This window comes from Erwinia typographi (assembly GCF_000773975.1).
Taxonomy (GTDB): Bacteria; Pseudomonadota; Gammaproteobacteria; order Enterobacterales; family Enterobacteriaceae; genus Erwinia; species Erwinia typographi.
This window is the reverse complement of the sequence record NZ_JRUQ01000111.1, coordinates 25757-39359: the sequence shown is the minus strand read 5'-3', so window position 1 is coordinate 39359 and position 13603 is coordinate 25757. Positions and strand designations below refer to the sequence as shown.

General features: G+C 51.8%; 18 protein-coding genes and 1 pseudogene. 9 read left to right on the top strand and 10 right to left on the bottom strand.

From position 1 onward, the window contains the following. Positions 1-235: 235 nt before the first annotated feature. Positions 236-450, top strand: a pseudogene (locus NG99_RS28710) (Arm DNA-binding domain-containing protein); the annotation flags it as partial. Beyond that, positions 431-730, top strand: a complete 300-nt coding sequence (locus NG99_RS28705; protein WP_198138835.1) for a hypothetical protein — start codon at positions 431-433, stop codon at positions 728-730. The pseudogene NG99_RS28710 and the gene NG99_RS28705, both read left to right, overlap by 20 nt. 139 nt (positions 731-869) lie before the next feature. Here NG99_RS28705 and NG99_RS29565 read toward each other — a convergent pair whose 3' ends face one another. The 6 genes from NG99_RS29565 to NG99_RS26855 all read right to left on the bottom strand — a co-directional run bounded on the left by NG99_RS29565 (position 870) and on the right by NG99_RS26855 (position 3959). Then, positions 870-1097, bottom strand: coding sequence for a hypothetical protein (locus NG99_RS29565; RefSeq protein ID WP_157032727.1), 228 nt, complete (start codon positions 1095-1097; stop codon positions 870-872). A gap of 49 nt (positions 1098-1146) precedes the next feature. Further along, positions 1147-1650, bottom strand: a complete 504-nt coding sequence (locus NG99_RS26870) for an Hcp family type VI secretion system effector (protein WP_034899844.1) — start codon at positions 1648-1650, stop codon at positions 1147-1149. A gap of 37 nt (positions 1651-1687) precedes the next feature. Further along, entirely contained in the window at positions 1688-1897 is a 210-nt protein-coding gene (locus tag NG99_RS28700; RefSeq protein ID WP_072017689.1) for a hypothetical protein, read from the bottom strand. Beyond that, positions 1887-2537, bottom strand: a complete 651-nt coding sequence (locus NG99_RS26865; protein WP_034899842.1) for a hypothetical protein — start codon at positions 2535-2537, stop codon at positions 1887-1889. The genes NG99_RS28700 and NG99_RS26865 overlap by 11 nt, the downstream gene beginning before the upstream one ends. 475 nt (positions 2538-3012) lie before the next feature. Continuing rightward, a complete protein-coding gene (locus tag NG99_RS26860; protein WP_034899840.1) occupies positions 3013-3354 on the bottom strand; it encodes a hypothetical protein in 342 nt (113 codons plus the stop codon). 98 nt (positions 3355-3452) lie between these two features. Then, positions 3453-3959 (bottom strand): hypothetical protein, encoded by a 507-nt coding sequence (locus tag NG99_RS26855; RefSeq protein WP_034899851.1) that lies wholly within the window; start codon positions 3957-3959, stop codon positions 3453-3455. A 571-nt stretch (positions 3960-4530) separates the two neighbouring features. Here NG99_RS26855 and NG99_RS26850 point away from each other — a divergent pair. The 5 genes from NG99_RS26850 (at position 4531) to NG99_RS26835 (ending at position 8392) form a co-directional block, all read left to right on the top strand. Next, entirely contained in the window at positions 4531-4851 is a 321-nt protein-coding gene (locus NG99_RS26850; protein WP_034899837.1) for a hypothetical protein, read from the top strand. A 132-nt stretch (positions 4852-4983) separates the two neighbouring features. Continuing rightward, a complete protein-coding gene (locus tag NG99_RS26845; RefSeq protein WP_034899835.1) occupies positions 4984-5196 on the top strand; it encodes a hypothetical protein in 213 nt (70 codons plus the stop codon). Between the two features lie 91 nt (positions 5197-5287). After that, the gene (locus NG99_RS29775) at positions 5288-5449 is read left to right on the top strand and encodes a hypothetical protein (protein ID WP_198138834.1); all 162 of its coding nucleotides are present in this window, start codon (positions 5288-5290) and stop codon (positions 5447-5449) included. Between the two features lie 276 nt (positions 5450-5725). Continuing rightward, entirely contained in the window at positions 5726-6976 is a 1251-nt protein-coding gene (locus NG99_RS26840; protein ID WP_034899832.1) for a mechanosensitive ion channel family protein, read from the top strand. Positions 6977-7168: 192 nt separating this feature from the next. Further along, a complete protein-coding gene (locus NG99_RS26835) occupies positions 7169-8392 on the top strand; it encodes an L-lactate MFS transporter (protein ID WP_034899829.1) in 1224 nt (407 codons plus the stop codon). A 62-nt stretch (positions 8393-8454) separates the two neighbouring features. Here the strand turns inward: NG99_RS26835 and NG99_RS26830 are convergent, their stop codons facing one another. After that, positions 8455-9336, bottom strand: a complete 882-nt coding sequence (locus NG99_RS26830) for an SMP-30/gluconolactonase/LRE family protein (protein WP_034899827.1) — start codon at positions 9334-9336, stop codon at positions 8455-8457. A gap of 301 nt (positions 9337-9637) precedes the next feature. Here NG99_RS26830 and NG99_RS29770 point away from each other — a divergent pair, with 301 nt between their 5' ends. Next, positions 9638-9781, top strand: coding sequence for a hypothetical protein (locus NG99_RS29770; protein ID WP_198138833.1), 144 nt, complete (start codon positions 9638-9640; stop codon positions 9779-9781). A gap of 117 nt (positions 9782-9898) precedes the next feature. Here NG99_RS29770 and NG99_RS26825 read toward each other — a convergent pair whose 3' ends face one another. The 3 genes from NG99_RS26825 to NG99_RS26815 form a co-directional block, all read right to left on the bottom strand. After that, a complete protein-coding gene (locus NG99_RS26825; RefSeq protein WP_034899824.1) occupies positions 9899-10186 on the bottom strand; it encodes a hypothetical protein in 288 nt (95 codons plus the stop codon). Between the two features lie 392 nt (positions 10187-10578). Then, positions 10579-11031 (bottom strand): universal stress protein, encoded by a 453-nt coding sequence (locus tag NG99_RS26820; RefSeq protein ID WP_034899821.1) that lies wholly within the window; start codon positions 11029-11031, stop codon positions 10579-10581. A 12-nt stretch (positions 11032-11043) separates the two neighbouring features. Next, entirely contained in the window at positions 11044-11832 is a 789-nt protein-coding gene (locus NG99_RS26815; protein ID WP_034899820.1) for an IclR family transcriptional regulator, read from the bottom strand. Between the two features lie 167 nt (positions 11833-11999). Between NG99_RS26815 and NG99_RS26810 the strand changes: the two genes are divergently transcribed. After that, positions 12000-13601, top strand: coding sequence for an MFS transporter (locus NG99_RS26810; RefSeq protein WP_034899818.1), 1602 nt, complete (start codon positions 12000-12002; stop codon positions 13599-13601). Positions 13602-13603: the final 2 nt, after the last annotated feature.

Here is a 13603-nt window from a genome sequence, read left to right as displayed (position 1 = left end):
TCCTTAGTTAAATGGATATAACGAGCCCCTCCTAAGGGCTAGTTGCAGGTTCGATTCCTGCAGGGGACACCATCGGCAACTATTTTCACTTCCAGCAAAGTCCACAAAATCCTTTAAATCTCTTTGATATAGCGGCTTCGCAGTCACTGTAAATGTTTTGAGGTCCATTGCAATCCGCACACATAAAGGGGCATAACCTGGGCACTTCGGTTCGATTTTAAAAATGCCCCCTGATATGAAACTGACAGCACGACAGGTAGAGACCGCAAAGCCCAAAGACAAAGCCTATAAACTCGCTGATGGCATGGGGGGTTGTATCTGGAGATTACCCCGCCAGGGTCCAAATACTGGCGCATGAAGTACCGCCGTCCCTCTGAAAGAAAGGAAGACAGATTGGCCTTTGGGGTGTGGCCTGCTGTGTCGCTGGCCGATGCCAGAGCTAAACGCGATAACCGGGCGACTGGCGCAGAAATTCCCCGAACTGAATAAATTTCTCCAGGCGTCGAAAGAAGAAGTGTTAGCTCAATGGGATGCGTTTGTGATGCTGTTTACCGATCCGCTGCAATTCCTTGATAACCTGAAAGGCGAAATTAAAGGGCTGCAGGATTCCCTGCTGTGGGATGGCGCTGGCGATACCGTCTTTAGCTTCTTCATCAGCGCGGGCAAAGAAATAACCGAACTCTGGAACAGCCAGGAAAAGCTGATTGATAAGGTGTGCGTATTGCCCTGAAAGGCTTTGGGAAAATTAGCGAAGCCTGGCAGAAGGTGAAAAGCTGGTTCGGTATGGGTAAGGACGAAGTGGCAAAGGCTGATAGCGAAGCACAACCCGTTACGCCAGCGCCACCAGCGCAGGATATGACCTATGGCGGTCAGACGCAGCTACAGGCAGAGGCCAGCAATCCGATTACGTCCATGACCAGCAATGCTATCAGCAATTCATCCCGGAAGGTTTCGCAGCGTGTACAGACGTGCGGATTGACAATATCGAGATCCAGACACAGGCCACCGATGCGAAAGGTAAAGCGCAGGAGATCCCCGGAAACCTTAAGGATGCCACATGGCATTTTGATGATGATCTGAGAGAGTAGAGCATCCACTTGCTACCCTGCCCGTAATCGGTAAAAATTACGGGCAGGGGTCTTTATTTCAGCTATTTTTTTCTTCTTGTTTTTGTAATTCCTTACCCCAAAAATCATTGGTTGAAATATTCCCAATCAAGTAATTCCACGCTATACCTGTGTATCGTAGCTTAACGACCTCCATCATATTTGGCGTTGTTGTGCCTGGAATATAGGAATGGTTAAAAACAACAGAGCTTACAACAACGCTATCCAGCGTTAGATTATACATTTCATTTTCTACTCCAGCCTCATTGATTGCATAAAATCGGATAATCCCGGTTTTCAACCGTTTACCCGTACTGACAAAATCAAAGAGGTAAGGAGATGATTTATCTACTTCTTTATTTATAATAACCGGTTCGTGCATACGACTACCAGTAAGTGAACCTGTATGAGAATCTACAGATAAAGATATCCCATGCTGGGTATTCATTATCTCAATAGCTCCTTCACGACCTAAAGCCATACAGCCTCCCTTAATCTGAACTCCATTTTCATCGTATAAAAATAAATATGCTGGCAAAGACATTGTATAATCCTTATATGAATATCGTCCGATATAAATATTACTCTGGCCTGTCTGGTAGCATTTTAACCAGAACATATACAAATAAAATACTTATGGCGATATAGATAAATCTTTCATGCCATGTCTCAAAATGGAAAAACCAATATAGACAAACAAACACCAATGTACCACCAAGTAGTGAAACTGTATTTTCAAGAAAACCATAAAAAATACGTTTTCCTAATGGCAATCTTTTATCATCTGCCATACCTGACCTCTTTTTCAACAAGTTCAATTATCTGATTAAATGCTGTATTGCCTTGCGTTCGTCTAACTCTTAAAGCCTCAATAAAAGGCTGCAAAGCTGGCTCCACAAGAAAATAAAGAAAGTCATAGTCTTTTTTTCGTAGTTCATAGTAAATGTCTGGATCAGTCATTTGAAGTCTCTGAGACCTGTATATACTACGTTCCGCCATGCCTCCGGCTAATAAAATATTACCAACAACGCCACCTCTCAAGGCTATCATAAGCGAACTACGTTGAGCAATTGATGTTGCTATCTTCTTTGAAATTAATGAATTTGTAATAGCTCTACCCACTACCGATGCGCCTGTTTTAGCATAAAGGCCATCACGATTATTTTCAGGCACATATTGATTGAAATTTTCCAATACGGTTTCTATCGTCCTGACAAAGTTTTCATTTTGAAGAATTCCAAATCGGATAGCATTAATTAATCTAATACGTTCTGTTTCTCTGTTAAACCGAGAATCGGTATCAAAATACCCATAAGCAAGATAACCTAAATCTTGTGGAACCGATAAAACGCCATGAGTAAGACCTATGGCGGTATCAGGTGAAATGATAATTTTGGCTATACGCTTTGCTATCTCTGTGTAAGTAGTCATAAAGATTCCTTTCCTCTCATCTCCTGTTTGTCAGTCTATAGCCAAACCAGATAGAATTAAACATCACAACAAGGTTTTCCACCCTCGCGATGAGACAGCAATAAAATCATCCGCTCTACCCAACCTTGCACCAGCAAAGCGGAGGCAGTCTTCCCCCCCTGAATAAACGGCCACCAGCACCGAACATAAGCGTTGATATTGGTGTCGATTGTGGAAGAAGAGGAAGAAGAGGAAGAAGAGGAAGAAGAAATACCCGAAGAAATGGACTTGATTTAACCAAAACAGCCCGCCACTTTAATTGGTGGCCTGTTGTTCCGTGTAGTGAAAGCAAATAGTCTAAGCCATCATCTTTTTCCATAGGGCTTCCTGCCAATGTTATGACCAGATCATAACCCTAATTATGGCGAAGTCAAACAAAGACGAACAAATCCGCACCTCTACCCATCTTCGCCAACCGCCAGACCTTTTTAGCCAGCTAGCCCACGTTCTCACAGTCGTAAGATCCCGTTAATCGGATCTGGCTCGCGCTGGTTCTGACCACTTCCACCTTCAGGCTGGCCTTGCCCTGATGATTAAGCTGATCGATGCTCAGCATTCCCGGCGCTTTGGTATTCTTCACCAGCAGATGGATCTTCACGTTGTTATAATCTCCTTTTTTATCCGTAAAGGTGACTTTCTGCGTCCTGGCCCTGACGCCGTTGACGTAAATATCACCGTCCGGGTGTGGCGCTATATTGAAGGGGCCACACTGCATCGCCGCCCCGGCGCTAGAGGAGAAAAGAATGAAAAGAAGCAATCCCAGACTTTTTGTATTCATTGCATCAGTGACCCGAAGTTAAGAAAATTTTCCCGCTGAACATTACAGACTGTCCGTCAGGGCTATCATGCCGGATGACAGATAGCCTGAGTAGACATTTATTTTCTCAACGCTTCCAGCAAATCTTTTTCAAACAGACCGGAGGAAGAACATTCAGCCGGTTTGATTTTATCATTGCCATCCGGGGTGATTAATCCGGCAACGCCGCTAACCTGTACGGCAATATGCGTCCCCTCGCCCGCGCTCCAGGACTGGGCGACAATTCTGTAGCGCTCGGTGACATTTTGCGTCTGCTCGATCGTCGAACAGTCGAGATAAAGGCTGGCTAACGTTTCGTCGCTGCCAACGGCGGCCACCATCCCCACGGCTGGATTGTTAATCTCCGTTTTCAACCCTTTTTTCTGGAAAAAGAGTCCGATAGCGGAATGGATCTCCTCAGGTTTTCGGTTGCCAATTAGCGTAGCGTCTCCTTGTCCCGGCACGGTCTGCGCGCCACCACTGACGCTGGAAGCCTCAGCCGGTTGGTTGCCGGTTTTAGTTGGCCCGTAGACGGAAAGACAGCCCGTCAGAGGCAGGCTGATAATCACTAGCAAAATTTTTCTCATCAGATCACCGATAATAAAGCGTGGCACAGGAGCAGAGTAAACAAACCATAAAAATAACGGATAAATATCGCATATCATCCCTTAGCGGTAATAGGCCGCAATACAGCCGGACAAAGAGCAACAGAGCGTGCCTACCATAATTAACTTCAATGCCAATGCCTTTAGAAAAGGCCGTTTAATATTACCCTGACAAAATAAAGCCATATTTATCTCCCTATACAAGTCAAAGAATCCTCAGATAAAAAAGTGCATTGAATGATAAGGTGGGCATTATACGATTTAATAACCCCGCAATATTAATCACTCAGCGCAGGGACAATATATAAACCCGCAGACTAAATCAATCAATTTAATGCGATTCACGCCAGCTTATTCTACATTTTCGACTTTAATTAATTTCAGGGAAATTAATTATTTTAATAAAATTATTTACGCCACGCTGGCTCTACCTGCTCAATTATTGATTTTGCACATAAGAACCTCTGCGGTTGTGCCGGCAAATTAAAAAAATTGTCACGTTAAGAACGCATTAAAGCTAACATGAGGGGATTCAGAACAAGGAGAAGCCCTGATGCCCGCCACATTTACTCTGCGAATGTCCCACCGCGTCAGCGATGTTCTGCTGCCCGATATCAAAGCGCTGATCGCGCCCGAATCGATGCAGTTCTTCTCTAACGATCTGGATGAAGAGTGGCATTACACCCTGCTCTGTCAGCAGAGTGATGAAACCTGTTCGCTGGCGGTCTCAGCCATTCTGGTCTGGCGTCAGTTCAAGAGAATTCGCACAATGAACTACAGTAATCCCTCCTTTCATAAAGATCTTTCCAACAGTAGCGCAGCCGAGCTGTTCACGCTGCTAAAGATGCCGGGCGCCGTTTTGCACCTCTCCTGACGCGGAGTTCACGGCAGCTTTTTTGACTACGCAATGATTAGCCATCGTTATGTTAGCGTATTCCACTGATTGATTTTTGCGCCTGTCGCTAAGCTGGCGGGAAGTTCTTCTCGAATCAAGCTGGAGTTGCCAATGTCAGAAAAAGACCCGATTGTTGAACGTCTCACGGTGGAAGTGCTTGCCCTCAGGCATATCGTGCAGATGCTGATTGCCTATGGCAACGTGCCTACCGGCGGCAAGCTGAATAAATACCTGCAAAAAGTGGCTGATGACGCCGAACATCGCGACGATCGCCATGCCAATAAGGCCATCGCCGACGCGATTCGCAGCTATATTCAACAGTAAAAAGAAACCCGGAACAAATTATCTTAAGCTGACACTATTTGTACCGGGTTTAAGGGTTCAGGCTGTCTCCGTACCCCAAAAGGAGACCGTGATGAAAGATACCCTTGTCTGGCTCAGACAGCTAAAATTGAGCTATCAGCAGGAGCACCAGCCGAAAAAACTGTTCGGCCTGATTTATCTTACCCCCGCGCAGCGCTTCGCCATTCTGAAAGAAATTGTTTATCCCTTTGCTGAGGAAAACTCAGGACACTGAAAGCCAGTGCGAGTACCGCCATGGCGTGATGGTCAGCTATAAAGTTCTTTGACGATTGCGCCAGCGGGCAAAAAAACGTCGAAACGTAAAGCCCGATACGGGCAAATCTTGCCAAAATCCAGGCAATGTCTGAGTTGTCTTCATTGGATACAGACGTTACCCTTCGCAGCTTCCGTAGCGGGTTAGCCTGCTTACGACCGCCGCCCGTTCCACGATTTACTCAGGCCCGCGCGCTGAACGGCATTCTGGAAAGCTTGACTTAGAGGGAAGAAAAACATGCAACATTATATCCTTGGCTGGCTCAACGCCTTTAACCTGCCCTACGCACCGCTGATTGCGCTACTGGCCATACTTGGCATTATCCTGATTATTTCGCTGGTGGTGCACAGTCTGCTCCACCGTGCGCTACTGCCTTTTTTGCATCGCTATGCGGAAAAATCCTCGCACCGCTGGCCCAAATCCATCATCGATAAAAAGCTGTTCAGCCGCTTTATACTCTTATTGCAGGGCGTTTTGCTGGAAATACAGCTTGCGCTGTTTCTCGTCGGAAACGAGCCGATTTATCCGGTACTGATGGTCGCCAGCCAGCTGTGGATGATGATTTTCAGCCTGCTGATGTTCTTCTCGCTGCTGGACGTGTTTCTCGACCTGTCGGAGAACAGCGCGCTGGCCAGCCAGCTGCCTCTGCGCGGTATTTTCCAGAGCCTTAAGCTGATCGCCGCGCTGCTGATTGCGCTGATGGCTATTTCACTGCTGATCGGTAAATCTCCGCTGGTGCTGCTGACTGGTCTGGGTGCAATGACCGCGGTGCTGATGCTGGTGTTTAAAGACCCGATCCTCGGCCTCGTCGCCGGTATTCAGCTTTCGGCCAACAGCATGTTGAAGATCGGCGACTGGCTGGAGATGCCGAAATACAATGCTGACGGTGCCGTGGTCGATATCGGCCTGACCACCGTAAAAGTTCGCAACTGGGATAACACCATCACCACCATCCCGACCTATGCGCTGATTTCAGACTCCTTTAAAAACTGGCAGGCCATGTCTGAATCAGGCGGACGTCGGATTAAACGCAGCATTAATATTGATACCACCAGCATTCATTTCCTGTCTGACACAGAGATTGAGGAATTGAAGCGTGGGCAGCTGTTGACACCTTACCTTGAAGGTAAAGGAGAAGAAGTGGCGAGCTACAATGCTCAGCTGAGCTGCGACCTCACCACGCCGCTGAACGGCCGCCGTATGACCAACATCGGCACTTTCCGCGCCTGGCTGGAAGCCTGGCTGAGGGCGCATCCCCGCACGCATAAAGGCATGACGCTGATGGTGCGCCAGCTGGCGCCAGGCTCGGACGGTTTACCTGTTGAGATCTACGCGTTTACCAATACCACGGTATGGCTTGAGTATGAGAAGATTCAGTCCGATATCTTTGACCATATCTTCGCCGTGCTGCCGGAATTTGGCCTGCGCGTACACCAGACGCCGACCGGAAACGATATGCGTAATATGCGCATTGCCACGGCGGACTAGTCCCTGAAAATCGGGTCGCCCGCTGAAAAGGCGGCCCGCGAATGCACTTCACTGCCTTACGTCGCGCCATTCATACCGGCTGACAGGCATTTCATTCCGTCCTGGGGGCAGTTCATGCCCTAATCCCCCCGTCGCTGAAAGCCCCGACTTATCATGTGCTCAATTTCTTACACTTTCCCCCGGGAGCTTCTCATGAGCACACACCCCGTCAGCACAAGCGTTAACCGTACCCGCTGGTTAACCCTGTTCGGCACCATCATCACCCAGTTTGCGCTGGGTTCCGTTTATACCTGGAGCCTGTTTAACGGCCAGCTGTCGCACAAGCTGGAGGCGCCGGTCAGCCAGGTCGCCTTCTCCTTTGGCCTACTCAGCCTGGGACTGGCGATTGCCTCTTCGCTGGCCGGTAAGTTGCAGGAACGGTTTGGCGTGCGCAATGTCACTATCGGCGCAGGACTGCTGATGGCGGTCGGGTTTTATATGACCGCCCACGCCAACAACCTGTTTATGCTTTATCTGAGCGCTGGTGTGCTGGTCGGTCTGGCGGATGGCGCAGGCTACCTGATGACGCTGTCTAACTGTGTGAAGTGGTTCCCGGAGCGCAAAGGGTTGATCTCCGCCTGCGCCATCGGCGCATATGGCTTAGGCAGCCTGGGCTTTAAGTTTATCTGCGGCTTTTTGCTGAGCGTTTACAGCCTGGAAAGCACCTTCATGATCTGGGGCGCGCTGGCGATGGTGATGATCATGATCGGCGCGCTGTTTATGCAGGACGCGCCGAAACAGAAAAGCAGCGCTCAGGGCAGCAACAGCGCCCGCGATTTCTCACTGGCGGAAGCTATTCGCCTGCCGCAGTACTGGATGCTGGCGCTGATGTTCCTGACCGCCTGCATGAGCGGGCTGTACGTGATCGGCGTAGCCAAGGACATTGGCGAAGGTATGGTTCACCTGTCAACACAGACCGCGGCGAACGCCGTAACCATTATCGCGGTGGCAAACCTCAGCGGCCGTCTGATCCTTGGCGTGATGTCCGACAAGATGGCGCGCATCCGGGTAATCACCCTCGCGCAGATGGTTTCGCTGGTAGGGATGGGGATTCTGCTCTTCACCCAGATGAATGAAACAACCTTCTTTCTCTCCATCGCCTGCGTAGCCTTCAGCTTTGGCGGCACCATCACCGTCTACCCTTCGCTGGTCAGCGACTTCTTTGGCCTGAATAACCTGACCAGGAATTACGGACTGATTTACCTCGGCTTTGGCATCGGCAGCGTGCTGGGCTCGCTAATTGCTTCACTGTTCGGCGGCTTCACCGTGACCTTCAGCCTGATCATGGCGCTGCTGGTTATCTCGCTGATTATGTCAGCCACCATCCGCCTGCCGCACCGACAGGAAGAGGATGAGAAAGCGTTGCAACATGCATAGCCATCGATGACCGGGCGGCACCGCGCCCGGTCATCGCCCCGTTAAGGCACTGTCCGTAGCCGCTATTTCGCCTGAAACAGCGGCTCTGCGATTCCCGCCACCGCCACTCTCACCGCAAAAACATCCCCCGACTGGGGGTAGCGGGCCAATTCTTCGGCCGTACGATCTTCGCGCGAGCTGGTGATGTAGAGGGTTTTCAGATCGTTGCCGCCAAACGCCACCATCGTTGGCCAGCGCACCGGCAGCGGGATCTCATCTACAATACGGCCATCAGCGGGATTCAGGCGGATCACCCTTGAACCATCAAACATCGCCGCCCAGTAAAAGCCCTCGCTATCTACTGCCGCCCCGTCCGGCAATCCCCCCTCTTCCTGCACAAACCGCTGCAGGACTTCTCTTGGGCCGATCTCCCCCTGCTCATCCATCGGATAACGATACAGCACGCCGTTAGGCGTATCCGTATGGTACATCCAGCGGCTGTCCGGCGAGAACGCCAGCCCGTTGGAAATTTTGATCTCTTCCGCCTGAACCGTCAGCGTCAGGTGTTCATCCAGACGACAAAGCTTGCCGCCGTTACGATCCTGCGGCTCCCACAGGCTGCCGCACCAGAAGCGACCAAACCGGTCAACTCTGCCATCATTAAAGCGGCTGCGTGCGGCATCGCCAGGATTAGCCGCGACTCGCTGCGCGATCTGCCCCTGAGCGTCCAGCATACAAACGCCGCTGCGCAGCGCGGCGACAAATCCTCCCTGCGCATTCAGGCCAAAACAGCCAATATGCTCAGCCACCGGAAAAACCTGATGCTCGCCGCTCTGCGGATCGAAACGATGCAGCGCAGGCGCCAGGATATCGACAAAATAGAGCACCTGCTCGGCGACTGACCAGACGGGACACTCTCCCAGTTCGGCCTGAGCCGACAGCACGTTTTCCACCTTATAACGCATAGTTTCCCCTTAATTTGCATGGCTGGCCTAAGTTTACTGCATAATTACCGTCAGGTGCGGCTTCCGGTAAAATTGATTCGTATCAGGCTGGCGGCGGCGAAAAAGAATATTTTGAGAGCATTCTGGATAAAAAGCTTTTTTTTTCGGCGTTATCTTATTTATAATAAGTTAATTCAAAATAAGATTACTCTATGGTGAATTGTTTTGAAATATCTGCCTAAATAACTCTACAAAAGCGGCATTATTCCTCCACTTTTATCCCGTAACATTAGGATCATTGAAAAGTGAAGGAGTATTCACAATGAAAACACTGATTAAAGCAGTTTCAATTCTGGGCGTTATGCTGATGCTGAATGGCTGTATCATTCATGATGGACATCGGGGTGGTTATCACCATGGCGGCGGCTACCATCAGGGCTACAACGGCCCGCATCGGGGCTGGTAAGCGAGATTATAAGAGGGTGAGCGTGCTTACCCTCACGCGGGCAAAGCCTGCACACGGCAATATAAAAAAAGAAAGAGTAGAAAAGCATTGGGCGAGGAATTCCTCGCCCTTTTTCATTTAGCCTTTAATGCTGTAGTTACACTGATACCAGGCCTTCATTAATCCCGGCACCCTGCTTTCCTGCGGCTTAATAGCTTCCACTTTATCAAACCCGCGTTCTGAACAGTAGCGTTCCACATCCTCTTTCATGGCTATTTTATTAACCGTGGCGGGATTAAAACGATACTGCACGGTATTTACCGCAGGATCTTCATCAACTTTTTCAAATGCCCCTGGTTTACTGGAGGTGCAACCGGCCAATACCACCACAGCCAGCGCCAGAGCGCCAGTCACGATCTTGTTCATTTTAGCTCCTTCCATCGGTGCGTCATGATAACAGCCGGACTTCCTTCCACCATCGGAAAAGCCTGCATTTGCACATTTTTTACCGTGCCGTTGCATAGTTTTACCAATTGATTCAATTCAGGAAGCCGTCTGGCGCTATCGGGAAAGGGATGCGATTATCCCCTCAGACATGTTTTATGTCTGTAAACACCATGAATGACTTTGAATAACATTCTGTTATGCCCGCGGCGAGCGGGCTTTTTTTTGCGCTAAGTTCGCGTCACTGACCGGGATCATACGTAATACCCGGATGAAATGATTAGCCGGAAGTGCCAGAACGGACTGATAAAGGTCAATCATTATCACGCAGAATGTCGCTTTATCGGCTTTTGCCTCGCCGGAGCTTTGGCAGATCAGTCAACCCGAACGTCAACCAGAACCGGGCAGCTGGCCCGCTCAATTACCGCGGCGCTGACCGAGCCTTTCAGCAAGCGGTTAAAGGAAGAGAGATGGCGACGCCCCATAATAATCAGTGAGGCCGCCAGCTGATTGGCCTGAGCTACGATAGTTTCGGCGGACTCACCGGCCACCACGCGGCCCGTGGCGCGCAACCCGGCACGCTGAAGCTCAGCCAGCGCCTGCCGTACCGCGCCCTCGGCGGTGTTCTGTTCGTCCAGCGCGCAGCCAAAATCGCCGGGATCTTCGCCTGCCTCGATGACATAAGTCCCGGTGGTGTTGGCATAGCTGGCGTCGACACAACAAAGCACCACTACTTCGGCATCCAGCGCCAGCGCCTGCTCCGTTGCCAGCGCAACGACTTTACGGGCAATCGCTGAATTATCCACGGCGACTAAAAGCTTTTTCATCTCCCTCTCCTGTCAGTTACGAAGGGCCGCCTTGCCAATTTCGTCTACCAGCGCCTCTTTGCATTTCAGGATCTCTTCACGGTAGAGCGCCTCATGCTTCTGAAAACGGGTAGAGGGAACCAACAGGCTGATTGAAAAGCGGCCCAGAATGGTATCGATCGCCACCGCCATGGTGGAAATCCCCTCCAGCGTTTCGCCCCGGTCGTAGGATAAACCGGTGCGACGAATCTGCTGCAGGCGTTGTAACAGCTCCGGCAACGCTTTTACCGTCAGGTCGGTGATCGCCTCGTAAGCATCCCCAACCAGCGCGCGCGCCGCTTCGTCGCTGTCCAGCGCCAGCAGCGCTTTGCCGCCGGAGGTACTGTACAGCGGCAGGTTCAGCCCGATGCGGGGAACCACCCGCAATTCACGGTCGGCCACCACATAATGCACGATAGCCAGCTGAACTCCGCTCGCGCGAGCGAGCGAGACCGTCTCACCGGTGGCATCCGACAGCGCCTGCAGCCAGGGCTGGGCAATCGCCACCACGTCGGTATGAATAGTCGCAATCAGGCGCAGCAGCGCTGGCCCCAGCCGAACGCCTCCGGCGCCAGGACCTGGGCTGCGAACCAGCTGAACAGAGTCCAGAGCCGCCACAATCCGCTGCACGGTGGAACGGGGTAAATCTACCGCCAGAGCGATCTCGCCCAGACTCATGCCGTCAGGCCTGTCGCCCAGCGCATTTAATATCTTTGCCGCCCGCGAGATAACCTGGATTCCACCAGTTCGCTCTTCTTCACGCAGTGTAGAGAGATCAGACATACTCGTTTGCTCCTTGCTGGATGCCGCTACTTTAGCACTATTTTACCGTTTCCGGCAGACTGTATCGCATTGCAATACAGAGATTCACCATGTAATATCAACTCATATCGTACCGCAATGCAATACAGTGAATCGCAATCCCTCACTTTCCCTGACGGAGCCCCGCTATGACTGCGCAACCCGCAGCATCACCCGCTCCCCATCCTTTTACCCTGCGCCTTGCGCTGGGACTGGTGGGCGTGCTGATTGCCGCGCTGACTTCTGGATTAAACGACCGCATAACCGACCTGGCGCTGGCGGATGTACGTGCGGCCATAGGTTTTAGCTACGACCAGGCGAGCTGGATAACCTCGGCCTATCAGGCCGCGGAAGTCGCGGCGATGATCATCTCGCCCTGGCTTGCGGTGACCTTTTCCCTGCGGCGCTTTACCCTGACCGTAGCCAGCGGGTTTGCCGTGGTGGGCGCGCTTCAACCTTTCGCGCCAACGCCGGACCTGTTTATCACCCTGCGGGTCATTCAGGGGATTTTTGGCGGGGCGCTGCCGCCGATGCTGATGACCGTGGCGCTGCGCTTTCTGCCGCCCACCATCAAGCTTTATGGCCTGGCCGCCTATGCGCTCACCGCAACTTTTGGGCCGAATATTGCCGCTTCGCTGGCGGCATTCTGGACTGATGCCGTCGGCTGGCGGTTCGTGTTCTGGCAGGTGGTGCCCTTAATCCTGCTGGCGAACGTGCTGATTAGCTGGGGACTGCCGCAGGACCCAACGCGTTTTGAACGTTTTAAGCAGATCGACCTGCTCGGTATGCTAACCGGCTGCGGCGGCATTGCGCTGCTGATCCTGGCGCTGACCCAGGGCGAACGGCTGGACTGGCTGAACTCCCCGCTGATAGCCGCCATGCTGCTGGCTTCGCTGGCGCTGCTGATCGTGTTTTTCATTAACGAGTGGTTCCACCCGCTGCCGCTGTTCAAGCTACAGATGCTGGAGCGAAAAAATCTGGCGCACGGACTGCTGGTGCTTGCCGGCGTGTTGCTGGTCAGCCTTTCCGGATCGGCACTCCCCTCGGCTTATTTCGGCCAGGTTGAAGGCTTTCGCACCGTGCAGTTTGCCCCGCTGGCGCTGGCTATCGGCCTGCCGCAGCTGATTATTGCGCCGCTGATGGCGACCCTGCTCAACCTGCGCTGGATTGACTGCCGCTGGATGCTGATTTGCGGCGTCGGTTTGCTGTGCCTCTCCTGCCTGATGGGAATGCAGCTGACCAGCGAGTGGTCACGGCAGAATTTCTGGCTGATTCAGCTGCTACAGGCTTTCGGCCAGCCGATGCTGATCCTGCCGGTGCTGATGAGCGCCACCAGCGTGGTACAGCCGCCTGAAGGGCCTTACGCCTCGGCGATGTTCAATACCGTTCGTGGTTTTTCCAGCGTAGCGGCCAGCGCTCTGGTGGAAAATTTCCTGACCCACCGGGAGAAGTTTCACTCGCACACGCTGGTCGATAATTTGGGCAACCGGCCGTGGTCGATCACCGCAGAGAATTCTACCAGCGCCAGCAGCCTGCAACCGCTGCTGCCGGACGGCAGCGCCAGCTCAGTCGAAAACCTGAGCCATTTCGCCACCCTGCTGAAGCATCAGGCGACGATCCTCAGCATCAGCGATGCCTATCTGCTGATTATCGGCTTCGCGCTGCTGCTGGTTCTGCTCACCCTCTGGCTGCCTGAGCGCGTCTGGCCGCCGCAAACTCTTCTTCAACAAGTCGCTAAAGCAACGAGATAATA